Here is a 26,737-nt window from a genome sequence, read left to right as displayed (position 1 = left end):
AAAATTCGGGGGGTGTTCTTACATGAAGATCAGAGAAGGCGGAAACTCAGTCGCTGCCCTTGAGTCATAGAATGCGCATCCATTGCCCAGGAACCCGCTCATGATTCGCACCACAATTGCCGCCAGCGTCCTGCTCTTGTGCAGCAGCGCTTATGCCGCCGACAACCCTGCCTTGAAAAAATGCATGGACAGCGCCAATACCACCGCAGACATGGTCAATTGCAACGCCCGGCAAACCAAGGTGCAGGACGACCGCCTGAACCGCGCCTACAAGACCGCCCTCGCCGCCCAGGAAGGGCCGCGCAAACAGCAACTGCAAGACCTGCAGCGCCTGTGGATCAAATACCGCGACGCCAACTGCGCCTTCGCAGGCAGCGCCACCGGCGGCACGATTGATCAGGTAAACGGCTCAGGCTGCGTGCTGGACATGACCCAGACCCGCGCCCAGGAGCTGGAAGACCTGGTCGGCCCGTAACTGCTACAGCTCTCCCCCTGTGGCGAGGGAGCTTGCTCCCGCTGGGCTGCGCAGCGGCCCCAAAATCCTGGGCGCGCTTCGCACGCCAGCGGGAGCAAGCTCCCTCGCCACAGGGGCTCAATCAGTCGTGATGAACCTTGGCGCGCTTGAGCAGTTTTTTGCAGCGCTCGGATAAATGCAGCACCCGCAGGTGCTTGCCAGCCTTGGTGTAGCGCTCGCGCAGGGTCATCAGGGCGGCAATCGCCGAATAGTCGACAAAGCTCAGGTGACGGCAATCCAGTGTGACCTGGGCCGGGTCGTTGGCCGGGTCGAACTGATTCAAAAACGGCGTGGTCGAGGCGAAGAACAACGTGCCATGCAGCCGATAGAGCTTGCTGCCATCGGCCTCCAGGTGTTCATCGGCGTACAGTTCCCGCGCCTGCTGCCAGGCGAAGTTCAGCGCGGCGATGACGATACCGCACAGCACGGCGGTGGCCAGGTCGGTGAACACCGTAATGATCGTCACCGCCATGATCACCAGCACATCATTGAGCGGCACCTTGTTGATCACCCGCAACGACGCCCAGGCGAAGGTCTGTTGCGACACCACGAACATCACGCCCACCAACGCCGCCAGCGGGATCCGCTCGATCAGTGGCGACAGAAACAGAATGAACAATAGAATCATCACCCCGGCAAACACCCCGGAGAAACGCCCACGCCCGCCGGAGCTGAGGTTGATCACGGTTTGCCCGATCATCGCGCAACCCCCCATGCCGCCAAACAGGCCCGAGACCATATTCGCCGCGCCCAGGGCCACGCTTTCGCGGTCAGGATAACCACGGGTCTCGGTGATTTCGTCGGTGAGGTTGAGGGTCAGCAAGGTTTCCAACAGGCCAACCATCGCCATCAAAAACGCGTAGGGCGCGATGATGCCGAGGGTTTCCAGGGTCCAGGGGATCTGCGGCAGGGCGAAAGTCGGCAAGCCACCGGCGATGTGCGCCATATCGCCCAAAGTGCGGGTCGGCAGGCCAAGCAGGTACACCGCCAGGCCCACACCGAGAATCGCCACCAGCGCGGGCGGTACAGCACGGGTCAGACGAGGCAACAGATACACAATGGCCATGGTTGCCGCCACCAGCCCGGTCATCACGTACAACGGCGTGCCGCTGAGCCAGGTTTCACCGCTCTTGAAATGCTCCAGTTGCGCCAGCGCAATGATGATCGCCAGGCCGTTGACGAAGCCGAGCATCACCGAATGCGGCACCATGCGCACCAGCTTGCCCAGGCGCAGCAGGCCGAAAGCGACCATGATCAACCCGCCCAGCAACACCGTCGCCAGCAAATACTCCACGCCGTGTTGCACCACCAGCGCGACGATCACCACCGCCATCGAACCGGCGGCGCCCGAGACCATGCCCGGGCGGCCGCCGAACAACGCGGTGAGGGTGCAAATGATGAAAGCACCGTAGAGGCCCATCAGCGGGTTGAGATGAGCCACCAGCGCAAAGGCGATGCATTCGGGCAGCAAGGCGAAAGACGTGGTGAGGCCGGCCAAGGCGTCGGCGCGCAGACGGGTGAGGTTCATGGAGTACCACGGAATTGCGGGGAATTAGGCGGGGGATGGTACGGAATTGCGGCGGGTGGGGCTAGTGAAGTGTCAGGTCCGATACACCGAGTCGCCCCTTTCGCGAGCAAGCCAGCTCCCACATTTGACAGGGTTCACGCCTGAAAAATGTGGGAGCTGGCTTGCCTGCGATGACCGCACCGCGGTGCTAAGCGAACATCACACCATCTCGTCGCGAATCCACTCCACCACCGAAGTACGCTTGGGCACCCAACCCAACAGCTCACGAGCGTGCTTGCCGCGCACTCGGCTATTGGAGCCCAAGCCATAGTTGGCCATTTCATAGCCCCACTCGGCCTCAGCCTCGGCCAATGGCCAATCCTGTGGTTTGCCCAGGTTCAGCGCTTGGGCAATCGCCGTGGTCATGTCGATGAATGCTGCTTCGCTGCTTTCCACAAAGTAGAAAGTACCCGGGACGTTTTTGGTCAGCGCCAGCAGATACAGGGCGACCACATCTTCAATATGCACATTGGACCAGATGTTTTGCCCGCTGCCCACATGGCGCACTACCCCGCTTTTGCGCGCCTGCTTGAGCAAGCGCGGCAATTGCACGCTGTCACGCTTCACGCCCAGGCTGTGGCCGTAGATCAGGGTGTTGCAGATCACCGCCGAATTCACGCCGTCATTGGCCGCCGCGAGGATCAGGTTGTCGATGGCCACGCGGGCAGCCTTGTCGACGGTCGGCTCAGGCAGGTTGTCTTCAAAGTAGATGACTTCACTGGCTTTACCGCCCGACGCATCGCCGACGATGCTCGAACCGCTGGTATGCAGGAACGGCTTGTTCGAGCCTTTCAAGGCGGCCAGCAAAGTTTGCACGGCGCCTCGGTGGTCGCTGCTGGCGGCGTTGATCACCGCATCGGCCTTCTGCGCCTGCTCGGTCAATACCGCTGCGTCGTCGAGGGTGCCGATCACCGGCGTGATGCCCAGGGCAGTCATTTCGGCGGCTTGCTCGGCGCTGCGCACGAGGCCGGTGACGTGATGGCCGGCGTTGACCAGGCCGGTGGCGATCGAACCGCCGATAAACCCTGCTGCACCGGTAACGAATACATTCATGGAGGTTGCTCCTGACTGGGTAAGTGATGCGCCCAGTATCCAGCCCCCACTACTGCCGAATAAGCCCGTGCGGCCCAATTCACTCTTGCGCTCAGGTCACGAATCAGCGCGCATACCGCGCCAGCTTGGCCTGAATAAAGTCCAGGAAGCACTGGATGCGCAGTGCCAATTGCGAGTTGCGATAGAACACCGCGTGGATCGGCTGGCGATAACCGCTGTTGAATACCTCCAATATGGGCACCAGACGGCCGGCGTCGATGTCATCGACGGTCATGAAATTCGACAGGCAACAAATGCCCTGCCCCTGCAGCGCCAAATGACGCAGGGTTTCGCCACTGGACGCGCTGACGCCGGGCTGAATCAGCCAGCGGTCACCTTCGCCGTGACGCAGCGGCCAGTGGTTGAGGGTCTCGGTGTGGGTGAAGCCCAGCAAGGTATGATCAGCCAACTCGGCAACGGTCGTCGGCGTGCCGTATTGCTTGAGGTATCCGGGGCTGGCCAGAACATGGAGCGGCGTGCTGCCCAGGAAACGCGCATGCAGGGTCGAGTCGGCAAGGGCGCCGATGCGAATGGCGATGTCGGTGCTTTGCTCCAGCAGGTCGATGATCAAATCATCGCTGTTGAGCTCCAACTGGATATCCGGGTAAAGGCTGCGAAATTCGGCGATATACGGCACGACCCCATGCAGCATGAACGGCACAGCGGCATTGATACGCAGGCGGCCGGCCGGTTTTTTCTGGCGCGATGACAGGCGCTCTTCCAGCTCATCCATCTGCGCCAGGATCAGCTTGGCCTGCTCGAAGAAGTACTTGCCCTCCTCGGTCAGGTCCATGCGCCGCGTGGTGCGGTTGATCAAGGTGGTGTCGAGCTTGGCTTCCAGGCGCGACAAGGTGCGGCTGACTGCCGATGGCGTTTGCCCGACTTTTTCGGCGGCGGCGGAAATCGAGCCGCATTCAATCACGCTGACGAAGATCTGTAGCTCATCGGAACGGGCTTTCACGGGCGGTCCTTCATTTATCGGCTGACACGTGCCCGCTCATTATTAACCAGCCAGCAACAAATGGCCTCCCAGCAACGCCATGCCGGTGAAAAATCCACGTTTGAACCACAGCGCACTGATGCGTCGGCGCACCACCTGACCCAGCCACATCCCCAGCAATGCCGGCACCAACGCCAGCAATGACGCGCCCATTTCACCGCCGCCCAGTGCCCCGCGCCAGGCCAGCCCGGCGGCAAGTGCCAACGTCGACACGGTGAACGACAGCCCCAGCGCCTGCACCAACTGATCACGGCTCAAGCCCAGCGCTTGCAGGTACGGCACCGCCGGGATCACGAAGACACCGGTGGCCGAGGTAATGATGCCGGTGATCACCCCGCACAAGGGGCCCAGCCAGCGCTCGGTTCGAGGCGCAACCTTGAAGGTTGGCAGGAATAACCCGCTGAGCGCATACACCAGTAAAGCCGCGCCCAGGGCACGCACCACCCAAGGTCCGCTACCCATGCCCAGCCACAAGGTGCCCAGCCCGGTGCCGAGGAAGATCAGCAACAGCATCGGCCACAGGCGTTTGAGCAAGGCACCCAAGTGCCCGCCAAAGGACAGTTGCCACAGGTTGGTCACCGTCGAAGGAATGATCAGCAATACCGCAGCCTGCGCCGGCAGCATAGCCAGGCCAAGCATGCCCATGGCTACAGTGGGCAAGCCCAGGCCGATGACGCCCTTCACCGTACCGGCCAGCAGGAAGGTAGTGATGACCAGCGCTGTCAGTGCGGGACCGAGGTTTTGGTAGAAGGAGAGGAAGGTATTCATGCACCGATTGTGCAGGGCTGGAGAGTGGCTGAAAATTCGCCATATACTGAGCCAGCCTCTTGTTTTGCGTGAGGCTGATGACGCTATCGCAGGCAAGCCAGCTCCCACATTTGGAATTGTGAATACATTCAAGTGTGGGAGCTGGCATGCCTGCGATGAGGCCCTTCCAGTCACAGGGAAACTTCATGCACTTTGACCTCATCGACCTGCGCCTCTACCTGCACATCCTGGACAGCGGCAATATCACCGCCGGCGCGGCCCGCAGCCACCTGTCCCTGGCTGCCGCCAGCGCACGCATCCGAGCCATGGAGTCCTCACTGGGCATCGCGTTTCTCGAGCGCGGCCGCCGTGGCGTGACCCCGACACCCGCGGGCAAAGCCCTGGCGCGGCATGCCCGCCTGCTGTTGCAGCAGGCCGACCATCTGCAGCAAGACCTGGCCGAATACGCCAATGGCGTCAAAGGCCAGGTACGCCTGCTGTGCAATACCACCGCTCTCAGCGAGTACCTGCCTGAACTGCTCGCTCAGTTTTTGCGCGAGCACCCCAACCTCGATATCGACCTGCAAGAATTGCCCAGCCTGCGCATCACCCACGCCTTGCGCCAGGGCACCGCCGAGCTGGGGATTATTTCCGATGCGGTAGACACCCACGGCTTGCAGACCCTGGCGTTTCGCGACGACCCGCTGGTGCTGATCATGCCCCTGGACCACCCGTTGACCAGCGCGAGTTTTATCGAGAGCTTGCAATACGACTACGTGGGCCTGGCGGCCAACAGCGCGTTGGCGGTTTACCTGGAAGAACAGGCACTGCACGCGGGCTTTCGCTTGCAGACGCGCATTCGCGCCGACGGTTTTGATGGGGTGATTCGCATGGTCGCCGGCGGTGCGGGCCTGGGCATCGTGCCTCAGGCCGCCTTGGACCGTTGGCCACCTGCACGGCGCTTCAAAGCCCACCCCCTGCAAGAAGAATGGGCCTGCCGCAAACTGTTGTTATGCGCACGCTCGTTCGAGCAACTGCCCGGTTACGTCAGCACATTACTCGCTGCGCTCACCGCCCCCCCCTTGTAGGAGCGAGCTCGCTCGCGAAGATCGCCAACGATAACGCGAGCTATCAGGTTTAACGCGGCGCTCTCGGGTTCTTCGCGAGCAAGCTCGCTCCTACAGATGATGCGCGTTTGTGGAAGAAGGTGTAGTAAACCGCCGACAAGATCAGCAGGAACGGCACGCCAAACACCAGTGTCATCTTGAAGGCGTCGGTGAAATAGGTGGTGATCATCACCGCCCCCATCAGCACCAACCCCAGCAACGTGCTGTAGGGAAACAGGCGCAACTGGAACGACAACTTCGCCCCGCCATGACGCTTGCGATAGCGGCGGAAAAACAGGTGAGTGAGGAAGATCATGAACCAGGTGAAGATTGCGCCAAACATCGAGATCGCCATCATCAGGGTGAACGAACTTTCCGGGTACACCACGTTGAGCAACGTCGCCAGGGCAATGCCCGAACTGGACAGCAGCAATGCGTTGAGCGGGATGCCGTTCTTGCTCAGCGCGCCCATGGACTTGGGCGCAAAACCAGCGCGCGACAGGCTGAACATCATGCGCGTGGTGATGTAGAGCTGACTGTTCATGGCCGACAGCGCCGCGATCAGGATCACGAAATTCATCACCCCGGTGGCACCGGGAATGCCGATGGTCTGCATCACTGTGACAAACGGGCTCTGGGCCTGGCCGGCCTGGTTCCACGGCACGATGGCGAGCATCAGCGCCAGGGTCAGCAGATAGAACACCACCAGCCGCACGATGGTAGCGCGGAAGGCTTTCTTCACTGCCTGCTCCGGGTCGGCGGCTTCACCGGCGGCCACGGCGATCATCTCGACACTGAGGTAGCTGAAGATCGACACGATCACCGCGATCCACATGCCACTCAAGCCATGGGGGAAAAAGCCGTCGTGGGCCGTGTAGTTCTGCACCCCGTAGTCAGGGTTACCGGAGCCGAATGCCACATACACCGCCAGGATGATGAAACCGACAATGGCGCTGATCTTGATCGTCGAGAACCAGTATTCGAAGTTGCCGAAGGTCTTCACGCTGATCGCATTGAGCAGGATCAGCACACTGGAAAACGACACGATCCACACCCACTCCGGCACGTTGGCGAACCAGTACTTCATGTACATAGCCACCGCCGTGACCTCGGCCCCCACCGCCAGCACAATCGCCGCCCAGTAGGCATATCGCACCAGGAACCCGGCCAACGGGCTGATGTAGAACTCGGCGTAAGCGCCAAAGGAGCCGGAGGTGGAATGGGCCACCGTCATCTCCGCCAGGCAGCCCATCAGCAGCAAGGTAATCAACGCACCGATGGCGTAGCTCACCAGCACGCTCGGCCCGGCATAACCGATGGCGTAGGCGCTGCCCATGAACAGCCCGGTGCCGATGGCGCCACCGATGGCGATCATGCTCATCTGGCCGGAAGTGAGCTGGCGCCTCAGGCCCAGTTCACGGTGGGTAATTTCTGCAAAGCCGTTGTCTGGCGTGGTCACTGGTGTGCCCCTTTATTATTGTGATTGCACAGTAAGCGCTTGTTTTCTGTAGGAGCGAGCTTGCTCGCGAAAAACCTGAGAACGCCGCGTGCATTCAGCATTCGCGCGTTATTGTTGACGATCTTCGCGAGCAAGCTCGCTCCTACAGTGGGTTTGTGTTGTTACGTGACGCTGTTGCGCACTTTGAATTGCGCCTGGTCCCACGTGCGCTTGTCGAGTATTTCTCCGAGGATTTCCACGGCGTCCCACACTTCGGTAAAGCTGGTGTACAACGGCGTGAAACCAAAGCGCATGATCCGCGGTTCGCGGTAATCGCCGATCACGCCTCGGGCGATCAGGGCCTGAATCACTGCATAGCCTTCAGGATGTTCGAAGCTCACATGGCTGCCGCGCCGGGCGTGTTCACGCGGGGTGATCAGCTCCAGCCCGTGGGCGGCGCAGCGGCTTTCGACCAAGGCGATAAACAGGTCGGTCAATGCCAGGGATTTGCTGCGCAGGCTGGCCATGTCGGTCTGGGCAAAAATATCCAGGCCGCATTCCACCATGGCCAACGACGTGATGGGTTGGGTGCCGCACAGGTAGCGCGCGATACCGGCGCTGGGGGCGTAGCTCGATTCCATGGCGAACTGCCGGGTATGCCCGAACCACCCGGACAACGGCTGGCGCACCACATCCACCAACGCCGGGTTGACCCACACAAACGCTTGGGAGCCCGGGCCGCCGTTGAGGTATTTGTAGGTGCAGCCAATCGCATAATCCGCGCCGGCCTGGTGCAGATCGACAGGCACCGCGCCCGCCGAATGCGCCAGGTCCCAGATGCTCAGCGCGCCGCACTCGTGGCTCAGTGCGGTCAGCGCCGCCATGTCGTACATATAGCCGGTCTTGTAGTTAACGTGGGTGAGCATCACCACCGCCACGTCCGCATCAATGGCCTGGGGCAGTTCGGCCGGGCTGTTCACCAGGCGCAGGGAATAGCCTTGTTGAAGCAATTCGGCCAAGCCTTCGGCGATGTACAAGTCGGTGGGAAAGTTACTCGCTTCGCTGACGATGACCTTGCGCGCAGGTGTACGTTGGCGCTGCACACTCAAGGCGGCGCTGAGCACTTTGAACAGGTTGATCGAGGTGGTGTCGGTGATCACCACCTCGCCCTCACGCGCACCAATCAATGGCGCCAGGCGATTGCCCAGGCGCAGGGATAAATCCGCCCAGCCGGCGCTGTTCCAGCTACGAATCAAGCCATTGCCCCACTCCTCGGCGATCACCTGTTGTGCCCGCTCCAGCGCCGCCACCGGGCGAGCGCCGAGGGAGTTGCCATCGAGGTAGATCACGCCTTCGGGCAAGGCGAATTGGGCACGCAGGTGGGCCAACGGGTCCTGGGCGTCGAGGGCTTGGCAATGGCTTCGAGTGGTCATGGGTCGTCCTGGTTTTTATAAGTGAGGATGGACCAAATAATGAACGAACTTTTAGAGAATTTTCGTGCAAAGTAGTGGGTGAACGGCTATTTAAGCTGTAGAAAATTCGAATTTAACCTCCAAACACGCGGATATCTTCCAAGCATGATTCTCGACGCTACCGACCTGCGCCTCCTGCATTTCCTGCAACAGGATGGCCGCATCAGCAACCAGGAATTGGCGGAAAAAGTCGCGCTGTCGCCGTCTGCATGCCTGCGCCGTTTGCGCCTGCTGGAGAGCGAGGGAATCATCAGCGGTTACCGTGCGGTATTGAACGCCGAACAGCTGGGAATCGAGCTGGAAGCCATCGTGCACCTGTCGCTGCGCCAGGATGTGGAGGACTGGCATGAGACGTTTATCAAGAAGGTGCAAGGCTGGCCAGAGGTGGCGAGCGCCTATGTGATCACTGGCGCCAGCAACTATGTGCTGCGGGTGCAGGCGCGCAACCTCAAGCACTTTTCGGACTTTATCGTGAACCATCTGAACCGCACGGCGGGGGTGATGGATATCCGCTCGGAGATTGTGCTGCAGAAGATCAAAGACCGGGATGAGGTGTTGGACCTGGTCGTGCGCAAATAACTAGATCACCAAAAAACCAATGTGGGAGCTCCCTCGCCACTGCAAGCCAGCTCCCACAGTTGACCGAGTTGATCAGTCTTCCAGAGCACGGACTCGTTGCATGCGCTGCTGCTCTATTGGCGCATCCGCCACCTGCAACTCAAAGTCAAAATCAATCTGCGCAAACCGCCCTTGCACGCCAAATTCGCGCGCCAGTTGCGGATCGTCGCTGAAGCGAATCTCGGCAATCAGTTCATCCCGGGTGGCATAGGCAAAGTCATCATGCAGATACGGGTCATCCGACAGGTTGATCTGCGTGGTCAGGTGCCGGTGCCCAGGCGCCGAGATGAAGAAGTGGATATGCGCCGGCCGTTGCCCGTGGCGACCCAATTGGTCGAGCAACTGTTGCGTCGGCCCGCTCGGTGGGCAGCCGTAGCCTGAAGGTACGATGCTGCGAAAACGGTAGTTGCCCTGGGCGTCGGTCTCGATGCGCCGACGCAGGTTGAATTCCGATTGCGCCGGGTCGAACCACGAATAGGTCCCGCCCGTGTTGGCCTGCCACACATCGACAATCGCTCCTGCCAACGGCTTGCCCTCGGTGTCGCGTACTTGCCCGCGCATGAACAACGGCACCGCGTCGTCCTTGCCGTCATCCAGCCGTGCCTCGTACTTGGACAGCGGCGCACCGGCCACGTACAACGGGCCTTCGATGGTGCGCGGCGTGCCGCCAGACTTGCCGGCCTCCTCGTCGGCGGCATCCATCAACAGGTCCAGGTAATGCTCCAGGCCCAAGCCGGCGGCAAGCAGGCCGGCCTCCTGGTTTTTGCCCAGTTCATTGAGGTAGTTGACCGCCTTCCAGAATTCTTCCGGGGTCACTTCCAGGTCTTCGATGATGTTCACGGTGTCACGCAGGATCCGGTAAATCAGCGCCTTGGTGCGCGGGTTGCCCGCGTCATTGAGATTACCGCTGGCTTCTTCGAGAAACTGTTGGGCGTGGGCAGTCTGGGACAGGCGGATGGACATGGTGCATTCCTCATCTTGTAGTTATAGGTGGAAGCCGGCTCAGCGGTCGTCCGCATGGATCGACGACGGATGGCGGCACAGCGCGTTCACTTCGATGGCCATGTAGGGGAACAACGGCAGTTGCATCAGCAGGTCGTGCAGCTCCTGCACGCTGTCGACATCGAACACGCTGTAGTTGGCGTAATGCCCGGCGATGCGCCACAGGTGGCGCCATTTGCCCTCCTCTTGCAGGCGCTGAGCCAAGGCTTTCTCCTCGGCCTTGAGGCTGGCGGCACGCTCGGGGTGCATATCGAGGGGAAGGTTCACGGTCATTTTTACGTGGAACAACATGGCAGAGGCCTCTTAGTGTTTGTCACGGCGAAAGAACGCCAGGCGCTCTTCATCGAGCGCCAGGCCCAGGCCCGGCGCGCTGGAAACGTGCAGTTGGAAATCGCGGTACACCGGTGGCTCGGTGAGGATGTCTTCGGTGAGCAACAGCGGGCCGAACAATTCGGTGCCCCACGCCAGGGTGTTCAGCGTGAGAAAGGCATGGGCCGAAGCCAGGGTGCCAATGCCGCCTTCGAGCATGGTGCCGCCGTACAGGCCGATGCCAGCCGCTTCGGCAATCGCCGCCGTGCGCAATACGGCACGCGGGCCGCCGTTCTTGGCGATCTTGAGGGCGAACACTGTGGCCGAGCCTTCACGGGCCAGGTTGAATGCATCCTCGACACACTCGATGGACTCATCGGCCATGATCGGCACCGGGCTCGACAGGTTGAGCCGAGTCATACCACCACGGTTGTTGCGCGAGATCGGTTGTTCGATCAGGTCGATACCGTTGTCGCCGAGCACCTTGCACGCCCGCAGGGCCACGGCTTCATCCCAGGCCTGGTTGACGTCGACGCGCACACTGGCGCGCTCGCCCAGGGCTTTTTTGATCGCGATCACATGGGCCAGGTCGCGGTTGACTTCACCGGCGCCGATCTTCAATTTGAAGATGCGATGACGGCGCAGGTCGAGCATTTTTTCGGCCTCGCTGATGTCCTGTTCGGTATTACCGCTAGCCAGGGTCCAGGCCACCGGCAACGCATCACGCACACGCCCGCCCAGCAGCTCGCTGACCGGCAGGCCCAGGCGTTTGCCGAGGGCGTCGAGCAAGGCGCTTTCGATACCGGACTTGGCAAAGGTGTTGCCGCGAATACTGCGCTCCAGGCGCAACATCGCCGCGTTGACGTTACTCGCGTCCTGGCCGATCAGCAGCGGCGCGAAGTGACAGTCGATGTTGACCTTGATGCTGTCGGGGCTCTCGTTGCCGTAGCTCAGGCCACCGATGGTGGTGGCTTCACCGATGCCTTCGATGCCGTCGGTGCAACGCAGGCGAATGATGACAAGGGTCTGGTTTTGCATCGTGTGCATCGCCAGCTTGTGCGGGCGAAGGGTGGGCAGGTCGACGATGACAGTTTCAATCGACTCGATGGTGCAAATCGGCATGGCAATACCCATTGGGTTCTTTATAAATTTACGTCGATTCTGTTCCGCATTTTTTTGGGCTTCCAATATAGAATTGGTCTCGTGCGATACCCTCAAGGTATGAAAGGAGTCGATATGGAACTGCGTCACTTGCGCTATTTCCAGGTGCTGGGCGAGACCCTCAACTTCACCCGAGCTGCCGAACGCTTGCATATCGCCCAGCCGCCTTTGAGCCGGCAGATCCAGCAACTGGAGGACGAACTGGGGGTGGTGCTGCTGGAGCGCAGCCGGCCCTTGCGGCTGACAGAGGCCGGACGGTTTTTCTATGAGCATGCCAGTGTGCTGCTCGAACAACTGGGCAAGGTCTGCGACACCACCCGGCGCATCGGCCAAGGCGAGAAAACCTGGCTGGGCATCGGCTTTGCGCCGTCGACCTTGTATGGCGTGCTGCCGGAGCTGATTCGGCGCCTGCGCACTCACGAGGCCCTGGAGCTGGAGCTGGGTTTGTCGGAGATGACCACTTTGCAGCAGGTCGAAGCGCTCAAGGCTGGCCGCATTGACGTAGGCTTCGGGCGGATTCGCATCGACGATCCGGCCATCGTCCAGCGCGTACTGGTGGAGGACCGCCTGGTAGCAGTGCTGCCCAGTGGTCACCCGTTGCTGGGCGCCCCGGCCACCCTCGCCCAGTTGGCCGGCGAACCCTTTGTGCTCTACCCCGGCAACCCGCGCCCCAGTTATGCCGACCATGTGATCGCGCTGTTCGACGCCCATGGCTTGAGCCTGAAGGTGGCGCAGTGGACCAACGAATTGCAGACCGCTATTGGCCTGGTGGGCGCAGGTATGGGGGTGACGTTGGTGCCGGCGTCGGTGCAGGTGCTGCATCGGGCGGATATTGGCTATACGCCGATTGTGGAGGCCACTGCGACTTCGCCGATCATTCTGAGCCGGCGGGTGAATGACCAGTCGCCGGGGCTGACTCATTGCCTGCAACTGGTTGAAGAGTTGATCTGAGATTTTCCCAAACACCGCAATTCCCTTGTAGGAGCGAGCTTGCTCGCGAAAAACTCACAGGCGCCGCGTTCATCCAGCAAGCACGCGTTATCGTTAACGTTTTTCGCGAGCAAGCTCGCTCCTACATTTGATCTTCATTGGTTTCAAAGGCTGCGCAGGCGCTTGCGTTGCAATGTCTGGCTGGGCGACTCATCGAACAGCTTGCGGTATTCCGCCGAAAACCGCCCCAGGTGCGTAAACCCCCAGCCCAGGGCGATTTCAGAAATAGTGCGCATTGAGCCCTGCTCCAGAATCTCCTGGCGCACCGCCCCCAACCGATGCTTCTTCAGATACGCCATGGGCGACAGTGCGAAGTACTTGCGAAACGCATCGAACAGTTTGAACCGCGACACGCCCGCTGCCGCTTCCAGGTCTTCCAGGTGCAGCACTTCACGGGCGTTGTCGTGGATGAATTGCCGCGCACGGATCAAGTAGTGCGGCAGTTTCACCCCCAGAACCTCGCGCAGTTCTTCAGAGTAGTTATTGGGTTGGGCCAGGATCAGCCCCTTGATCAGCGAGCTTTCCAGGTCACGGGTAAACGCCGCCTGCTCGTACAACTCGCTGCTGCATTCCAGTTCGGCGATGAAGTATCGCGCCATGCGCCACCACGAGGCCGGTGCTCCGTCCACAGCATCCATCACCGACTCAAACCGCAGCGGTGCATCGATGGGCCGTTGCAGCAAACCTTCCAGTGACTCGCTCATCGCCGCGCGGGTGATCACCACCTGCAACTTGCGGCAGTCACCGGAAATCGCCAGCACCTGATGCTCATTGGGTGAAATGATCACGCCCTGATCGCGGTTGGAACTGAGGCGCTCACCGTTCTTGCTCAGCTCCTGCTCGCCCACCAGCGGCAGGCTCAAGCTGTAGCTGCTGAAGTGCTCGGCGTCTTCGATGTCGATGGTCACATCGGTACCGTACTCGATCACGCCCAGGGTGGTGGCGCGGGATTTGAACACGTTGGCGCTGTGGTGAAAGCGCAGGCGTTCGGGGGTGGCCGTCGCCAGGCGATGGGGCCCGCAGATGCCGGACATCCAGCTGCGCGCGCCTTCCAGGTCGAAGCGTTGAATATGAATATCGCGTGTCTGGCTACTCATCAGGGTGCACCCACGGCGGTTAGGCATTTACGCGCTCTGGCGGCGCGTCGTTGAACCTCGACAGCAAGTTCCAGGCCACGCCAGCAGCGTGGCCACTGGGTGGATAGTAAGGGTCGACTATGTGGATAAATCCCAGGGTTCTACGACCATCGCCCACCATCACAGTAGCGCATGCCGTCACCTGCGCGCACCGCCATGGGTATTTGTTGCCCAACTTTGCGGCCTGCGTTCCCCCATTAAGCGGATAGCCCGCTACCGCATTGCAGCCGCTTAATGGCTCACCGTTTAGCCATGATCAAAAGGTGCCTCCCATGAGTGGTGCAAGAACCGTCGAGCAGTGGAAAACCTTTATCGAAAGCTGCCTGGACTTTCGCCCGGCAGATGAAGTGTTCCGCATCGCCCGCGACATGTTCACCGAGCCCGAACTGTTCGACCTGGAGATGGAGCTGATCTTCGAAAAAAACTGGATCTACGCCTGCCACGAAAGCGAACTGGCCAATAACCACGACTTCGTGACGATGCGCGCCGGGCGCCAGCCGATGATCATCACCCGTGACGGCGAAGGCCGGCTCAACGCGCTGATCAACGCCTGCCAGCATCGCGGCACTACCCTCACCCGCGTGGGCAAGGGCAACCAATCCACCTTCACCTGCCCGTTCCACGCCTGGTGCTACAAGAGCGATGGCCGACTGGTGAAGGTCAAGGCGCCCGGGGAATACCCGGAAGGTTTCGACAAGGCCACCCGCGGCCTGAAAAAAGCGCGCATCGAGAGCTACAAGGGCTTTGTGTTTATCAGCCTGGACGTGAACGGCACCAACAGCCTGGAAGATTTCCTGGGCGACGCCAAAGTGTTCTTCGACATGATGGTGGCGCAATCGGCCACCGGTGAGCTGGAAGTGCTGCCGGGCAAGTCCGCCTACACCTACGACGGCAACTGGAAGCTGCAAAACGAAAACGGCCTGGACGGTTATCACGTCAGCACCGTGCACTACAACTACGTGGCCACCGTGCAGCACCGCCAGCAGGTAAACACCGAAAACGGCACGGGTTCCAGCACCACGCTGGACTACAGCAAGCTCGGCGCCGGAGACGCGAATACCGATGACGGCTGGTTCGCCTTCAATAACGGCCACAGTGTGTTGTTCAGCGACATGCCCAACCCCAGCGTGCGCTCCGGCTACGCCACCATCATGCCGCGCCTGGTAGAGGAACACGGCCAGCAGAAGGCCGAGTGGATGATGCACCGCCTGCGCAACCTGAACATCTACCCCAGCCTGTTTTTCCTCGACCAGATCAGCTCGCAGTTGCGCATCATCCGCCCGGTGGCCTGGAACAAGACCGAAATCATCAGCCAGTGCCTGGGCGTGAAAGGTGAGTCCGACGCCGATCGCGAAAACCGGATTCGCCAGTTCGAGGACTTCTTCAACGTCTCGGGCATGGGCACGCCCGACGACCTGGTGGAATTTCGCGAAGCCCAGCGCGGCTTCCAGGGCCGCCTGGAACGCTGGAGCGATATTTCTCGCGGCAGCCATCGCTGGGAGACCGGGCCGACGCCCAACAGCGAGGCCATCGGCATTCAACCAGCCATGACCGGCACTGAGTTCACCCACGAAGGCTTGTACGTCAACCAGCACCGCAATTGGCAACGGTTTCTGCTCAAGGGTTTGGACCAGCGGGCCCTGAGCCTGCGGGAGGTGAAGTGATGAATGCGCAATTGCAGTACCAGATCGAGCAGTTCTTCTACCGCAAGTCCGAACTGTGCGATGCCCAGGACTGGGACGCCTACGTGCAATTGTTCGACCCGCAGAGTGAATTCCACCTGCCGCAATGGGATTCCGAACACGTCTACACCCAAGACCCCAAGCGCGAGATGTCGTTGATCTACTACGCCAACCGTTCGGGCCTGGAAGACCGCATATTCCGCCTGCGCACCGGCAAAGCCGCCTCTGCCACGCCGATGCCGCGCACCTTGCACCTGATCAACAACGTGCGCATTGCCGAGCAGGCCGACGGCACGTTGGAGGTGCGTTTGAACTGGCACACGCTGTTTTATCGGCTGGCTACTTCCGAGCAGTTCTATGGGCACGCAACCTATCGCCTCAAGCCCGAGGGCGACAGCTGGCTGATCACGCGCAAGCACGCCCTGCTGCTCAACGACACCATCAACTCGGTGCTGGATTTCTATCACCTTTAAAAACCAGCACCCCCCCTGTGGCGAGGGAGCTTGCTCCCGCTGGAGTGCGCAGCGCTCCCAGTTTTTTGGGGCAGCTTCGCAGCCCAGCGGGAGCAAGCTCCCTCGCCACAGGGGCACGCTTGGAGTTTCATCAATGAATCACAAAGTGGCCTTCAGCTTTGCCGATGGCAAGACCCTGTTCTTCCCGGTGGGCGCCCATGAAATCCTGTTGGATGCGGCCCTGCGCAACGGCATCAAAATCCCGCTCGATTGCCGCGAAGGTGTGTGCGGCACCTGCCAGGGGCGTTGTGAGTCCGGCGAGTACAGCCAGGACTACGTGGACGAGGAAGCGCTCTCCAGCCTCGACCTGCAACAGCGCAAGATGCTCAGTTGCCAGACCCGGGTGAAGTCCGACGCCACCTTCTATTTCGACTTTGATTCGAGCCTGTGCAACGCCCCCGGGCCCGTGCAGGTACGCGGCACGGTGAGCGCGGTGCAGCAGGTGTCGACCAGCACCGCCATCTTGCAGGTGCAACTGGACCAGCCACTGGATTTTTTGCCGGGCCAATACGCGCGTCTGTCGGTGCCCGGCACCGATAGCTGGCGCTCCTACTCCTTCGCCAACCGGCCGGGTAATCAGTTGCAGTTCCTGGTACGCCTGCTGCCCGATGGAGTCATGAGCAACTACCTGCGTGAACGCTGCCAAGTAGGTGATGAAATGTTGATGGAGGCGCCCTTGGGTGCGTTTTATCTGCGGCACGTCACCCAACCGTTGGTACTGGTGGCGGGCGGCACCGGGTTGTCGGCGTTGCTGGGTATGCTTGATGAGCTGGCCGTCAACGGCTGCACGCAACCTGTGCACCTGTACTACGGCGTGCGCGGCGCCGAAGATTTATGTGAAGCGGCGCGTATCCACGCCTACGCGGCAAAAATCCCGAACTTTCGCTACACCGAAGTGCTGAGCGACGCCTCAGCCGAGTGGACCGGCAAACGCGGGTACCTCACCGAGCATTTCGAGCTGGCCGAACTGCGGGACAGATCGGCGGATATGTACGTGTGCGGCCCCCCTCCGATGGTCGAATCCATCCAGCAATGGCTGGCGGATCAGGCACTTGATGGCGTTCAGCTGTATTACGAAAAGTTTACGCAGAGTAATATCTGACCCTCAGCAGTTCTGAGGGGCCGATGCGGCGTGCAATCACCCTTGAGAAAAACAAGTAGAAGGGAATGTTAATGGCGGATGACATGGTTAACCCGGTGGGCCTCAAGCGAGGCCTGAAGAACCGGCACATTCAGCTGATCGCCTTGGGAGGTGCGATTGGCACAGGCTTGTTCCTCGGCTCGGCCGGGGTACTCAAGTCGGCGGGGCCGTCGATGATCCTGGGTTATGCGGTAGCCGGGTTTATCGCGTTCCTGATCATGCGCCAGCTCGGCGAGATGATCGTCGAAGAGCCGGTGGCCGGTTCCTTCAGCCACTTCGCACATAAATACTGGGGCGGTTACGCAGGCTTCCTGGCGGGCTGGAACTACTGGGTGCTCTACGTGCTGGTGGGCATGGCCGAGTTGACGGCGGTGGGCAAGTACATCCAGTTCTGGTGGCCAGAGATCCCAACCTGGGTCAGCGCGCTGGTGTTCTTTGTCGCGGTGAACCTGATCAACACCCTGAACGTGAAGTTCTTCGGTGAAGCCGAATTCTGGTTTGCGATCATCAAGGTGGTGGCGATTGTCGGCATGATCGTGCTCGGCTGCTACCTGCTGTTCAGCGGTACCGGCGGCCCCCAGGCCTCGGTCAGCAACCTGTGGAGCCACGGTGGTTTCTTCCCCAATGGCGGCATGGGGCTGTTGATGTCGATGGCCTTCATCATGTTCTCGTTCGGCGGCCTGGAACTGGTCGGTATCACCGCTGCCGAAGCCAGCGAACCACGCAAGGTCATCCCCAAAGCGATCAACCAGGTGGTGTACCGCATTCTGATTTTCTACGTCGGTGCGCTGACCGTGCTGTTGTCGCTGTACCCGTGGGATCAACTGCTGCAAACCCTCGGCGCGTCAGGCGATGCCTACAGCGGTAGCCCGTTTGTGCAGATCTTCTCGCTGATCGGCAACGACACCGCCGCCCACATCCTCAACTTCGTGGTGCTGACCGCGGCGTTGTCGGTGTACAACAGCGGCGTGTACTGCAACAGCCGCATGCTGTTCGGCCTGGCCGAGCAAGGTGACGCGCCCAAGGCGCTGATGAAGCTCAACAAGCAAGGCGTGCCGCTGCGGGCGTTGGCGATTTCGGCGTTGGTGACGATGCTGTGCGTGGTGGTCAACTACGTCGCGCCGCACAGTGCGCTGGAGTTGCTGTTTGCCTTGGTGGTTGCTTCGTTGATGATCAACTGGGCGCTGATCAGCCTGACCCACATCAAGTTCCGCAAGGCCATGGGCGAGCAAGGCGTGACGCCGTCGTTCAAGACCTTCTGGTTCCCGTTCAGCAACTACCTGTGTCTGGCCTTCATGGTGATGATCATCGGGGTGATGCTGGCGATTCCGGGAATTCGTGAGTCGGTGTACGCGATGCCGGTATGGGTGGGGATTATCTATATCGCCTACCGGTTTAGGATCAGAAACGGGAAAGTTGCCGTGGCGCAGTAACCCCTGTGGGAGCGGGCTTGCCCGCGATTGCGGCGTGTCAGCTAATGGATGAGCCGACTGATACACCGCAATCGCAGGCAAGCCAGCTCCCACAATTGACTGTATTTCACCTAGAAAAAAGCCCCGGTAATCCGGGGCTTTTTTATTAGAGCGTGGAACGTACTCGCCAGAGTTCAGGGAACAGTACCGTGTCGAGCATCTTGCGCAGGTACCCCACGCCTTCAGTACCACCAGTACCCGGCTGGAAGCCGATGATGCGCTCCACCGTGGTGACATGCCGGAAGCGCCACTGGCGGAACGAATCTTCCAGGTCGATAAACTTCTCGGCCAATTGATACAAGTCCCAGTAGCGATTCGGGTCGCGATACACCTCGCGCCACGCCGCTTCCACCGATTCATCGTGCACCGTGGCCGCCGTCGGGTCGCGTTCGGCGCGCTGAGGGTCAATCGCCAGCCCTGCCTTGATCATCAGGTTCACCGCCTCGTCATACAACGACGGCGTGGCAATCGCCACCTGCAATTGCTGCAGCAACTCCGGGCGATGAGCATGGGGCCGCAGCAGCGCCGCGCTTTTGTTGCCGAGGATGAATTCGATCTCGCGGTACTGGAACGACTGGAACCCCGACGACTGCCCCAGGAACGGGCGAATTGCCTTGTATTCCGAGGGTGTCATGGTCGCCAGCACCGCCCAGGCGTGCACCAGTTGATCAAAGATCCGCGACACCCGCGCCAGCATCTTGAACGCCGGCGGCAGCTCACCCAGGCGCACATGTTCGCGGGCGGCCTTGAGTTCGTGAAGCATCAGTTTCATCCACAGCTCAGAGGTCTGGTGCTGGATGATAAAGAGCATTTCGTTGTGGTCTGGCGACAGGGGGTGCTGGGCGCTGAGGACTTTGCCCAGGTCCAGGTAATCGCCATAGCTCATGGACTCGGAAAAATTCAGTTCGGCGTTATGCCATTCTTCCGGCGGTTGGTAATCAGCTGAAAAAGGACATTGGCTCATCGCGTGGGCTCCTTGAGCGGGCGGAGAATGGCGCGCACGGGGCTCGCGTCCAGGTTGGCGAAGCGCAGCGGCAGCGCGATCAGTTCATAGTCGCCCTCCGGTACGTCATCGAGCACGATGCCTTCGAGGATCGCCATGCCATGGCGCGCCACGGCGTTGTGCGAATCCATGGTCTTGGATTGCTGCGGGTCCAGGGACGGCGTATCGATACCGATCAGGCGCACCCCCAGGCTGGCGAGCAGTTCAATGGTCTGGGGCGCGATGGCGGTGAAATTCGAATCCCAGTCGGTGAGTGGCGCTTGTGGATAAGTGCGCAGCAGCACGCGCTCGGGCAGGTTATCCACACGCCCTTGCAACTGATGCGGCTGCACCAGGGCGCCGCTGCCGAGGCAGTGCAATACCCGGCACGGCCCCATATACACATCCAGCGACACCTCGCCAATCGGCGCGCCATCAGCGCTGTAATGCAGCGGCGCATCCACATGGGCGCCGGTGTGCGGCGACAGGGTCACGCGCCCCACATTTACCGGACACTCCGGGCCGAACTGCCACACGCGCTCTTCCTGGAACGGTGTATCGCCCGGCCAGGTCGGGGTGGCCGTGCTCAAGGGCGGGCTGATATCCCACCACGTTTTTATTGGGTTCATTGCAAGGCTCTCACTCGTTACTGAGGTGAATGATACGAGGGAGGGGTGTGAATTTTCTTGCGAATTCTGGCGCGACACGGGAAATCTTTCGCAGTTACTGCGAGGAAACATCGGTTTGATGCACAGATCTGTCGCTCAGATACGCCACGACCTCTCGTGGGAGCCTGGCTTGCCCGCGATAGCGGAGCGTCAGGCAATGGAGATGCTCGCTGTGCCACTGCCATCGCGGGCAAGCCCGGCTCCCACAGGGGACCGCGGTGTTCAGACTGCGCTTCTGGGCATCCCAATGTCGAGTTCAGACCATCTGCGCAATGCCCAAGGCCTTAGGGTGCATCTTTTCCTTCTCTGCCTCGGAGTCATCATGCCCAAGCCCATCACCGTACTGCGCGACACCCACCCACTGCCGGTCCTGGATGCCTGCAAATGGGAAAAGCTCGAAGGCGACCCGCACACCGTCAACCTCAACGCCTACACCAGCGAAGACGGCAGCAAGATCATGGGCACCTGGATCTGCACGCCGGGCAAGTGGTACGTGGAATACGTGAAGTGGGAATACTGCCATTTCCAGGAAGGCTACTGCGTGATCACGCCTGAAGGCATGGAGCCGATCCATCTGCGCGCTGGGGATATCTTTGTAGTGGAGCCAGGGATGAAGGGGACGTGGGAAGTGGTCGAGACTGTGCGTAAGTATTTTGTGTTTGCCTGACCCATCCCCGTCCCTGTAGGAGCGAGCTTGCTCGCGAAGATCGTCAACGAAAACGCGCTCATCCAGGATGAACGCGTTGCTCTCACATTTTTCGCGAGCAAGCTCGCTCCTACAGCTTGCGATAGCTGTTGATGATCGCCGAGAAGTCCTTGCCCCCTTCCCCACGCTGGCTCATCGATTGATACAGCTGCTGGGCCACTGCGCCGAGGATCACCGGCTGGTGCACCTGGCGTGCGGCTTCGGTGGCCAGGCCCAAATCCTTGAGCATCAGGTCGGCACCAAAACCACCGGTATAGCCACGCGATGATGGCGCGGTCTCGATCACGCCTGGCCAAGGATTGTAGGTATCGGAACTCCAGCAGCGCCCCGTGGAGCTGTTGATGATGCCGGCCAGCACTTGTGTATCAATGCCAAGTGCATCGCCCAGGGCCATGGCTTCACTGACGCCGACCATGCTGATACCCAGCAGCAGGTTGTTGCAGATCTTGGCGATTTGCCCGGTGCCGACATCACCACAGTGCACGATGTTGCGGCCCATCTGCGCCAGCACCGGTTGCAGGGTGGCGAACAATTCCGGGTTGGCGCCGACCATGAAGGTCAGCGTCCCGGCCTGGGCACCGCCGGTGCCACCGGAGACCGGCGCATCGGCCACGTCCACGCCTTGTTTGGCTGCCGCAGCCGCTACTTCACGGATGGTTTGCGGGTCAATGGTGCTGCAATCCACGGCGGGGATGCCTTTGCCGATGCCGGCGAGTACACCGTCTTCATTCAGCCACACGCTGCGCACATGGGCGGCTGCCGGCAGCATGGTAATCACCAATTCGGCGCCTTGGGCGGCGTCACGCGGTGAACTGCTGATAGTGCCGCCCAGTTCGGCAAGTTCCTTGAGTACCGCCTGGTTCAGGTCGAACAGGTTAAGCGCGTGCCCAGCCTTGATCAGGTTGCGGGCCATGGGCGCGCCCATGTTGCCCAGGCCGATAAATGCAATTTTCATGGTCGTCTCCCGGGTTCAGCGCAGGTTGATGGTGGTGTTGACGCCATCGTTGACCGTGTCATCATCAAACCAGCGGCTGGTGACGGTTTTGGTCTGGGTGTAGAACTGCACCACTTGCTTGCCGTACGGGCCCAGATCGCCGAGCTTGGAACCACGGGAGCCGGTGAAACTGAAGAACGGCACTGGCACCGGAATCGGGATGTTGATGCCGACCTGGCCCACATCGATTTCGCTTTGAAATTTACGCGCCGCCGCACCGCTCTGGGTGAACAGGCCTGTACCGTTGCCAAACGGATTGGCGTTGACCAGGGCGATGGCTTGATCGAGTGTCTCGACTTCCAGTACCACCAGCACCGGGCCGAAGATTTCCTCGGTGTAGATGCGCATGTCGGTGGTCACGCCCGAGAACAGGGTCGGGCCGACAAAGTTGCCTTGCTCGAAGCCCGGCACCTTGATATCGCGGCCATCGAGCTCCAGCTTGGCGCCTTCCTTCACACCGCTTTCAATAAGCTCCAGGATACGCGCCTTGGCACGCTTGGAGATCACCGGGCCGACATCCGTGCCCGCTTCACTGCCGGCGTTGACCTTGAGCTTTTGTGCCAGCGCTTTGAGGTCTGGCAGCCACTGCTTGGCCGCGCCCACCAGCACTACCACCGAGGTAGCCATGCAACGCTGGCCAGCCGCGCCGAAACCGGCACCGACCAGGGCGTTGAGGGTGTGTTCTCGGTTAGCATCCGGCAGCACCACCGCGTGGTTCTTGGCGCCCATCATCGACTGCACACGCTTGCCGTGTTTGCCGGCCAGGTCGTAGACATGGGTGCCCACAGCCGTCGAACCGACGAAGGACACCGCCTTGATGTCTTTGTGAGTGCACAGCGCATCCACCACGTCCTTGCCGCCATGCACCACGTTGAGCACGCCGGCTGGCACACCGGCTTCCAGCGCCAGCTCCACCAGCAGCATGGTCGACAACGGGTCTTGCTCGGAAGGCTTGAGTACAAAGGTGTTACCGCAGGCAATCGCCATCGGGAACATCCACAGCGGAATCATCGCCGGGAAGTTGAACGGGGTGATGCCGGCGCACACGCCGATAGGCTGGCGCAGGGTGTAGGTGTCCACGCCGCCGGCCACGTTCTCGGCGAACTCACCCATTTGCAGGGTGCCAATGGAACAAGCGTGCTCCACCACTTCCAGGCCACGAAAAATATCGCCCTCGGCATCGGCAATGGTCTTGCCCTGCTCGGAGCTGAGGACTACAGCAATGCGCTTGGAATGTTCGCGGATCAAGGCTTGGAGCTTAAGCATGATGCGCATGCGCGCGCCGATCGGCGTGAGTTTCCAGGTCTGGAACGCTTGATGGGCAGCGTCGATGGCCGCGTTGACTTCATCGGCGGTGGCAAACGGGACTTTGGCCAGCACTTGCTGGGTGGCCGGGTTGACGATGTCATGCCACTCGGTGGTCTTGGACTCGACCCACTCGCCGTTGATCAGCAACTTGACCTGTTGCACGGAAATATCGGCAGATGCGTTCATGTGGTCTCCAGAATCTTGTAGTTATGCAGAGAACCAAGGCGTTGAATCGCCTTGAAGAATGAGGCGTTCGGACTGTTTTTGGAGTATAGATGTGCAAATCTCTAATAAGAACGCACATAAAAGCCGGTCCAATATGCAAAAAAACATCACCTCCCTGGGCGCCCTGAACTGGGATGACCTGAAGTTTTTTCTCGAAGTGGCGCGCACCCGCAAGGCCAGCGTGGCCGCCAAGCGCCTGGCGGTGGACTACACCACCGTGTCGCGGCGCATCAGCTCTCTGGAAGTGTCCCTCGGCACGCTGCTGTTCGAAAAATCCCGGACCAACGGCTTCGTGCTCACCAGCGAAGGCCAGCGGTTGCTGGGTTATGCCGAATCCATCGAAAGCACGCTGCACATGGCCTGCGAACAGGTATCCGGCTCCGGCGTGGCGCTGTCCGGCCATGTGCGCATGGGCTGCACCGAAGGCTTCGGCAGCTTCTTCGTCACCCCGCAACTGAGCCACTTCGTCGACACTTATCCTGCGATCTCGGTGGATATCCTGCCCCTGCCCCACTTCATCAGCCTGTCCAAGCGCGAAGCCGACATCGTCATCGCCCTGGAACGCCCGGAACACGGACCGTATGTGTGCTGCAAACTGTGCGACTACAAATTGCAGTTGTACGCCACCCAGGACTACCTCGACCAACACCCGCCGATCCGCAAACCTGCGGATCTGTCCGAACATCCGTTTATCAGCTATGTGGATGATTTGGCCTTTAGCTCAGAGTTGCTGTACCTGGCCAATGTGGTGCCCGGCGCCAGCGCCAGCCTGCGCAGTACCAGCGTGATCGCGCAATACGTGGCGGCCCAGCAAGGCCGGTCGATGGCGATATTGCCGTGCTTTCTGGCCGCGCAGGACCCGCGCTTGCTGCCGGTGCTGGGAGAGCAGATTGCGATTACGCGGCAGTTCTGGATGTATTGCCGAGAGGATTTGAGGAAGTTGAAGCGGATTACGTTGTTGTGGGATTACATTCGGGAAGTGACGGAGCAGAATCAGGGGTTGTTAATGGGGCAGACGCGGGAGATCAGGTTTGCGAAGTGAGGTGCTAAAAGGAGCAACGGAGGCTTCCTACATTTAGACCGCTCCTGCTGCAGCAATTTGCGGATGCCGAAGCCGAACTTCGCGCAGAAACTCACCCGCGCTGTTCTTGAGCCATTCAATCAGCCGAGCAATCTCCGGCTCCGACTGACGCCCGTTTCGACAAATGATGTAGTAGGCCGCAGGGGACATCATCACAGGGCTATTCAACGCAACTAACGCACCGTCTTCCAGTTGGTCATACACCAACGCAGTCCTGCCCAGCGCAATCCCTCCGCCCTTCACCGCCAGGCTGATCGCCAGGCTCGAATCCGGAAATCTCGGCCCGTGGTGATAAGGCGGCGGCGCCAGCCCCTGAAACGCAAACCAGCTTTCCCACCCCGGACATACCTGATCGTCCACCCGATGAATCAGCGGATAGCGGGCGACATCCTCCAGAACAATGCCGCCCTTCAACCGCAGAAAATCGGGCGAACACACGTGGAATACGGCGTCGCGCATCAACAATTCGACATAATGATCCGGATAGTCACCGTACCCCATCACCACGGCGACATCGTATTGATGGGCCTCCAGGCTGGTGCTGCTCATGTCGGCGCTGGTCAACACCAGATCCAGGTTGAATGAAGCCTGCGTGTGAGAGCCGTGCATCCTGGGGATTAGCCACGTCGAACAGAGGGAAGACGTGCATGATAGGTATAACGGTTGGGGCTTACCGGGATTGAGTGAATGCAATACCCCATCCAGCGCCTTGAAAAACTCATCGGTAACTGGCAACAGAGCCTGCCCTGCTGCAGTCAGCTTGACGCCGCGTGAGTGCCGCTCAAACAACGACACGCCCCACCATTCCTCCAAGCCCGCGATTTGATGGCTAATGGCACTGGCGGTGAGGTTAAGCTCAGACGCTGCACGGGCGAAACTACCGGCTTGCGCTGCGCTGACGAACGCCTGAAGCATAGGTGTGGGGGGCGGACGCTGGGCCATCAGGTGCTCACTTTGATCAAAATGATCCCGCAAACAATGACGAACGCCGAAAGCATCCGTCGCCAACCGAACCGTTCGTGAAAGAACAGCGCAGCAATAATGGCGCCGATAATAACACTGGTTTCCCGCAGAGCTGAGACCTTGGCCACCGCGTCCAGCGACAAGGCAAACAACACCAATCCGTAAGACGCCAGGTAAAAAACACCGCCTAATAGCCCAACTCGCCAGTGCCCACGTATCGCACGAGCCAAGGTTGAACGTTCTTTGGAAAACGCCAGCATCGGGATCGGGATACTTTGGAATACTGTCAGGTAAATAATGTACTGCAGCACCGTCTCACTGGCTCTTACACCTTTAGCATCCACCACCGTGTAAGACGCAATAAACGCACCGGCGCACACCGCCATCAGGATCGGCTTGAACATCTGCGCCGTCATCCTGCGCACAAAGGTCAAGCTGATAATCCCCACACAAATCAGCAACACTCCCGTCAACGCCTGGGAGGACAACTGTTCATGCAGCAGAAAGTAAGAAAACAGCACGACCAATACGGGCGGCACCCCACGCATCACCGGGTAAACCTGACCGAAGTCACCCGTTTCGTACGCTTTAATCAAAAATAGCCGGTAGACCGTATTGAGCACCACAGAGACGAGTATATAGCCCCATACCTCCAGGCTAGGCACACTTACAAACGGCAACGCCAGCAGGCATATCACTAGCGCGGTGCCGTCGACCATGGCCAAGGTCATGAAGCGACTGCTACCGGCGCGAACTACGGCATTCCAAGTGGCGTGCATAAAGGCAGAAATCAAGACCAACGTGATCGCGATATCGGAGTTGTCCATGGGGCTCGGCTTATGGCGGATATG

The 26,737-nt window shown here is 60.3% G+C and carries 26 protein-coding genes; 10 read left to right on the top strand and 16 right to left on the bottom strand.

Annotated features, from left to right (window positions below; translation table 11 throughout):
- Nucleotides 1-100 precede the first annotated feature (100 nt).
- Entirely contained in the window at nt 101-475 is a 375-nt protein-coding gene (locus HU730_RS26205) for a lysozyme inhibitor LprI family protein (RefSeq protein WP_060765099.1), read from the top strand.
- A 121-nt stretch (nt 476-596) separates the two neighbouring features.
- On the opposite strand, the gene HU730_RS26200 is transcribed toward HU730_RS26205, so the two are convergent.
- The 4 genes from HU730_RS26200 to HU730_RS26185 all read right to left on the bottom strand — a co-directional run bounded on the left by HU730_RS26200 (nt 597) and on the right by HU730_RS26185 (nt 4,941).
- Nucleotides 597-2,042, bottom strand: a complete 1,446-nt coding sequence (locus tag HU730_RS26200) for a SulP family inorganic anion transporter (RefSeq protein WP_089042347.1) — start codon at nt 2,040-2,042, stop codon at nt 597-599.
- 198 nt (nt 2,043-2,240) lie between these two features.
- Nucleotides 2,241-3,134: an NAD-dependent epimerase/dehydratase family protein gene (locus tag HU730_RS26195; RefSeq protein ID WP_186527651.1), complete on the bottom strand. Its 894-nt coding sequence runs from the start codon at nt 3,132-3,134 to the stop codon at nt 2,241-2,243.
- A gap of 103 nt (nt 3,135-3,237) precedes the next feature.
- Complete coding sequence (locus HU730_RS26190; protein ID WP_072447259.1) at nt 3,238-4,134, bottom strand: LysR family transcriptional regulator; 897 nt, start codon at nt 4,132-4,134, stop codon at nt 3,238-3,240.
- A 42-nt stretch (nt 4,135-4,176) separates the two neighbouring features.
- Nucleotides 4,177-4,941, bottom strand: coding sequence for a sulfite exporter TauE/SafE family protein (locus HU730_RS26185; protein WP_186527650.1), 765 nt, complete (start codon nt 4,939-4,941; stop codon nt 4,177-4,179).
- Nucleotides 4,942-5,126: 185 nt separating this feature from the next.
- Here HU730_RS26185 and HU730_RS26180 point away from each other — a divergent pair, with 185 nt between their 5' ends.
- Nucleotides 5,127-6,008, top strand: coding sequence for a LysR substrate-binding domain-containing protein (locus HU730_RS26180; RefSeq protein ID WP_186527649.1), 882 nt, complete (start codon nt 5,127-5,129; stop codon nt 6,006-6,008).
- Nucleotides 6,009-6,057: 49 nt separating this feature from the next.
- Here the strand turns inward: HU730_RS26180 and HU730_RS26175 are convergent, their stop codons facing one another.
- Both HU730_RS26175 and kynU read right to left on the bottom strand, forming a co-directional pair.
- On the bottom strand, nt 6,058-7,485 hold the full coding sequence (locus HU730_RS26175; RefSeq protein WP_186527648.1) for an amino acid permease: 1,428 nt from the start codon (nt 7,483-7,485) through the stop codon (nt 6,058-6,060).
- Nucleotides 7,486-7,646: 161 nt separating this feature from the next.
- On the bottom strand, nt 7,647-8,897 hold the full coding sequence (kynU, locus tag HU730_RS26170) for a kynureninase (RefSeq protein ID WP_034128767.1): 1,251 nt from the start codon (nt 8,895-8,897) through the stop codon (nt 7,647-7,649).
- Nucleotides 8,898-9,041: 144 nt separating this feature from the next.
- Between kynU and HU730_RS26165 the strand changes: the two genes are divergently transcribed.
- A complete protein-coding gene (locus HU730_RS26165; protein ID WP_003176072.1) occupies nt 9,042-9,515 on the top strand; it encodes an Lrp/AsnC family transcriptional regulator in 474 nt (157 codons plus the stop codon).
- A gap of 72 nt (nt 9,516-9,587) precedes the next feature.
- On the opposite strand, the gene catA is transcribed toward HU730_RS26165, so the two are convergent.
- Genes catA through HU730_RS26150 form a run of 3 tightly spaced genes read right to left on the bottom strand, consistent with a single transcriptional unit; the run spans nt 9,588 to nt 11,987 of the window.
- Nucleotides 9,588-10,517 (bottom strand): catechol 1,2-dioxygenase, encoded by a 930-nt coding sequence (catA, locus tag HU730_RS26160; protein WP_034128778.1) that lies wholly within the window; start codon nt 10,515-10,517, stop codon nt 9,588-9,590.
- Between the two features lie 39 nt (nt 10,518-10,556).
- The gene (catC, locus tag HU730_RS26155; RefSeq protein WP_054921514.1) at nt 10,557-10,847 is read right to left on the bottom strand and encodes a muconolactone Delta-isomerase; all 291 of its coding nucleotides are present in this window, start codon (nt 10,845-10,847) and stop codon (nt 10,557-10,559) included.
- Between the two features lie 12 nt (nt 10,848-10,859).
- On the bottom strand, nt 10,860-11,987 hold the full coding sequence (locus tag HU730_RS26150) for a muconate cycloisomerase family protein (protein ID WP_054921521.1): 1,128 nt from the start codon (nt 11,985-11,987) through the stop codon (nt 10,860-10,862).
- 114 nt (nt 11,988-12,101) lie between these two features.
- Between HU730_RS26150 and HU730_RS26145 the strand changes: the two genes are divergently transcribed.
- Complete coding sequence (locus tag HU730_RS26145; protein WP_034128779.1) at nt 12,102-12,977, top strand: LysR family transcriptional regulator; 876 nt, start codon at nt 12,102-12,104, stop codon at nt 12,975-12,977.
- Nucleotides 12,978-13,120: 143 nt separating this feature from the next.
- On the opposite strand, the gene HU730_RS26140 is transcribed toward HU730_RS26145, so the two are convergent.
- The gene (locus HU730_RS26140; RefSeq protein WP_060764185.1) at nt 13,121-14,113 is read right to left on the bottom strand and encodes an AraC family transcriptional regulator; all 993 of its coding nucleotides are present in this window, start codon (nt 14,111-14,113) and stop codon (nt 13,121-13,123) included.
- A gap of 311 nt (nt 14,114-14,424) precedes the next feature.
- Between HU730_RS26140 and antA the strand changes: the two genes are divergently transcribed.
- The 4 genes from antA (at nt 14,425) to HU730_RS26120 (ending at nt 18,920) form a co-directional block, all read left to right on the top strand.
- Entirely contained in the window at nt 14,425-15,816 is a 1,392-nt protein-coding gene (gene antA / locus HU730_RS26135; protein WP_186527647.1) for an anthranilate 1,2-dioxygenase large subunit, read from the top strand.
- Nucleotides 15,816-16,307, top strand: coding sequence for an anthranilate 1,2-dioxygenase small subunit (gene antB / locus HU730_RS26130; RefSeq protein WP_186527646.1), 492 nt, complete (start codon nt 15,816-15,818; stop codon nt 16,305-16,307). The genes antA and antB overlap by 1 nt, the downstream gene beginning before the upstream one ends.
- Before the next feature lie 133 nt (nt 16,308-16,440).
- The gene (gene antC / locus HU730_RS26125) at nt 16,441-17,448 is read left to right on the top strand and encodes an anthranilate 1,2-dioxygenase electron transfer component AntC (protein WP_186527645.1); all 1,008 of its coding nucleotides are present in this window, start codon (nt 16,441-16,443) and stop codon (nt 17,446-17,448) included.
- A gap of 71 nt (nt 17,449-17,519) precedes the next feature.
- Nucleotides 17,520-18,920: an amino acid permease gene (locus HU730_RS26120; RefSeq protein ID WP_044274391.1), complete on the top strand. Its 1,401-nt coding sequence runs from the start codon at nt 17,520-17,522 to the stop codon at nt 18,918-18,920.
- A 145-nt stretch (nt 18,921-19,065) separates the two neighbouring features.
- Here HU730_RS26120 and kynA read toward each other — a convergent pair whose 3' ends face one another.
- Together kynA and kynB are read right to left on the bottom strand one after the other, a co-directional pair.
- On the bottom strand, nt 19,066-19,923 hold the full coding sequence (kynA, locus tag HU730_RS26115) for a tryptophan 2,3-dioxygenase (protein ID WP_186527644.1): 858 nt from the start codon (nt 19,921-19,923) through the stop codon (nt 19,066-19,068).
- Nucleotides 19,920-20,570: an arylformamidase gene (gene kynB / locus HU730_RS26110; protein ID WP_034128784.1), complete on the bottom strand. Its 651-nt coding sequence runs from the start codon at nt 20,568-20,570 to the stop codon at nt 19,920-19,922. The genes kynA and kynB overlap by 4 nt, the downstream gene beginning before the upstream one ends.
- A 361-nt stretch (nt 20,571-20,931) precedes the next feature.
- On the opposite strand from kynB, the gene HU730_RS26105 reads away from it, so the two are divergent.
- On the top strand, nt 20,932-21,276 hold the full coding sequence (locus HU730_RS26105; protein ID WP_122720183.1) for a cupin domain-containing protein: 345 nt from the start codon (nt 20,932-20,934) through the stop codon (nt 21,274-21,276).
- A gap of 109 nt (nt 21,277-21,385) precedes the next feature.
- On the opposite strand, the gene mmsB is transcribed toward HU730_RS26105, so the two are convergent.
- Nucleotides 21,386-22,270: a 3-hydroxyisobutyrate dehydrogenase gene (mmsB, locus tag HU730_RS26100; protein WP_034128786.1), complete on the bottom strand. Its 885-nt coding sequence runs from the start codon at nt 22,268-22,270 to the stop codon at nt 21,386-21,388.
- 15 nt (nt 22,271-22,285) lie between these two features.
- Nucleotides 22,286-23,803, bottom strand: a complete 1,518-nt coding sequence (locus HU730_RS26095; protein ID WP_186527643.1) for a CoA-acylating methylmalonate-semialdehyde dehydrogenase — start codon at nt 23,801-23,803, stop codon at nt 22,286-22,288.
- A 133-nt stretch (nt 23,804-23,936) separates the two neighbouring features.
- Between HU730_RS26095 and HU730_RS26090 the strand changes: the two genes are divergently transcribed.
- On the top strand, nt 23,937-24,884 hold the full coding sequence (locus tag HU730_RS26090; protein ID WP_186527642.1) for a LysR family transcriptional regulator: 948 nt from the start codon (nt 23,937-23,939) through the stop codon (nt 24,882-24,884).
- 33 nt (nt 24,885-24,917) lie between these two features.
- Here the strand turns inward: HU730_RS26090 and HU730_RS26085 are convergent, their stop codons facing one another.
- On the bottom strand, nt 24,918-25,865 hold the full coding sequence (locus HU730_RS26085; protein ID WP_186527641.1) for a LysR substrate-binding domain-containing protein: 948 nt from the start codon (nt 25,863-25,865) through the stop codon (nt 24,918-24,920).
- Nucleotides 25,865-26,713 carry an EamA family transporter gene (locus tag HU730_RS26080; protein ID WP_054897000.1) on the bottom strand — a complete coding sequence of 283 codons (849 nt, stop codon included), beginning with the start codon at nt 26,711-26,713 and terminating at the stop codon, nt 25,865-25,867. The genes HU730_RS26085 and HU730_RS26080 overlap by 1 nt, the downstream gene beginning before the upstream one ends.
- Nucleotides 26,714-26,737: the final 24 nt, after the last annotated feature.

The sequence above is a fragment of the Pseudomonas sp. SWRI22 genome (assembly GCF_014268395.2).
In the GTDB taxonomy this organism is placed as follows: domain Bacteria; phylum Pseudomonadota; class Gammaproteobacteria; order Pseudomonadales; family Pseudomonadaceae; genus Aquipseudomonas; species Aquipseudomonas paracarnis.
The sequence above is the reverse complement of the archived record's forward strand: the minus strand, read 5'-3'. Positions and strand labels throughout refer to the sequence as shown.

What these genes read in the sequence shown, in the direction of transcription:
- kynB (WP_034128784.1), bottom strand. Translation starts at nt 20,570, where the DNA reads ATGAACCCAATAAAAACGTGGTGGGATATCAGCCCGCCCTTGAGCACG.
- HU730_RS26200 (WP_089042347.1), bottom strand. Translation starts at nt 2,042, where the DNA reads ATGAACCTCACCCGTCTGCGCGCCGACGCCTTGGCCGGCCTCACCACG.
- antA (WP_186527647.1), top strand. Translation starts at nt 14,425, where the DNA reads ATGAGTGGTGCAAGAACCGTCGAGCAGTGGAAAACCTTTATCGAAAGC.
- HU730_RS26090 (WP_186527642.1), top strand. Translation starts at nt 23,937, where the DNA reads ATGCAAAAAAACATCACCTCCCTGGGCGCCCTGAACTGGGATGACCTG.
- HU730_RS26150 (WP_054921521.1), bottom strand. Translation starts at nt 11,987, where the DNA reads ATGCCGATTTGCACCATCGAGTCGATTGAAACTGTCATCGTCGACCTG.
- HU730_RS26165 (WP_003176072.1), top strand. Translation starts at nt 9,042, where the DNA reads ATGATTCTCGACGCTACCGACCTGCGCCTCCTGCATTTCCTGCAACAG.
- HU730_RS26085 (WP_186527641.1), bottom strand. Translation starts at nt 25,865, where the DNA reads ATGGCCCAGCGTCCGCCCCCCACACCTATGCTTCAGGCGTTCGTCAGC.
- HU730_RS26095 (WP_186527643.1), bottom strand. Translation starts at nt 23,803, where the DNA reads ATGAACGCATCTGCCGATATTTCCGTGCAACAGGTCAAGTTGCTGATC.
- HU730_RS26120 (WP_044274391.1), top strand. Translation starts at nt 17,520, where the DNA reads ATGGCGGATGACATGGTTAACCCGGTGGGCCTCAAGCGAGGCCTGAAG.
- HU730_RS26185 (WP_186527650.1), bottom strand. Translation starts at nt 4,941, where the DNA reads ATGAATACCTTCCTCTCCTTCTACCAAAACCTCGGTCCCGCACTGACA.
- kynA (WP_186527644.1), bottom strand. Translation starts at nt 19,923, where the DNA reads ATGAGCCAATGTCCTTTTTCAGCTGATTACCAACCGCCGGAAGAATGG.
- HU730_RS26180 (WP_186527649.1), top strand. Translation starts at nt 5,127, where the DNA reads ATGCACTTTGACCTCATCGACCTGCGCCTCTACCTGCACATCCTGGAC.
- HU730_RS26145 (WP_034128779.1), top strand. Translation starts at nt 12,102, where the DNA reads ATGGAACTGCGTCACTTGCGCTATTTCCAGGTGCTGGGCGAGACCCTC.
- HU730_RS26195 (WP_186527651.1), bottom strand. Translation starts at nt 3,134, where the DNA reads ATGAATGTATTCGTTACCGGTGCAGCAGGGTTTATCGGCGGTTCGATC.
- antB (WP_186527646.1), top strand. Translation starts at nt 15,816, where the DNA reads ATGAATGCGCAATTGCAGTACCAGATCGAGCAGTTCTTCTACCGCAAG.
- HU730_RS26080 (WP_054897000.1), bottom strand. Translation starts at nt 26,713, where the DNA reads ATGGACAACTCCGATATCGCGATCACGTTGGTCTTGATTTCTGCCTTT.
- antC (WP_186527645.1), top strand. Translation starts at nt 16,441, where the DNA reads ATGAATCACAAAGTGGCCTTCAGCTTTGCCGATGGCAAGACCCTGTTC.
- catC (WP_054921514.1), bottom strand. Translation starts at nt 10,847, where the DNA reads ATGTTGTTCCACGTAAAAATGACCGTGAACCTTCCCCTCGATATGCAC.
- mmsB (WP_034128786.1), bottom strand. Translation starts at nt 22,270, where the DNA reads ATGAAAATTGCATTTATCGGCCTGGGCAACATGGGCGCGCCCATGGCC.
- HU730_RS26205 (WP_060765099.1), top strand. Translation starts at nt 101, where the DNA reads ATGATTCGCACCACAATTGCCGCCAGCGTCCTGCTCTTGTGCAGCAGC.
- HU730_RS26140 (WP_060764185.1), bottom strand. Translation starts at nt 14,113, where the DNA reads ATGAGTAGCCAGACACGCGATATTCATATTCAACGCTTCGACCTGGAA.
- HU730_RS26105 (WP_122720183.1), top strand. Translation starts at nt 20,932, where the DNA reads ATGCCCAAGCCCATCACCGTACTGCGCGACACCCACCCACTGCCGGTC.
- kynU (WP_034128767.1), bottom strand. Translation starts at nt 8,897, where the DNA reads ATGACCACTCGAAGCCATTGCCAAGCCCTCGACGCCCAGGACCCGTTG.
- catA (WP_034128778.1), bottom strand. Translation starts at nt 10,517, where the DNA reads ATGTCCATCCGCCTGTCCCAGACTGCCCACGCCCAACAGTTTCTCGAA.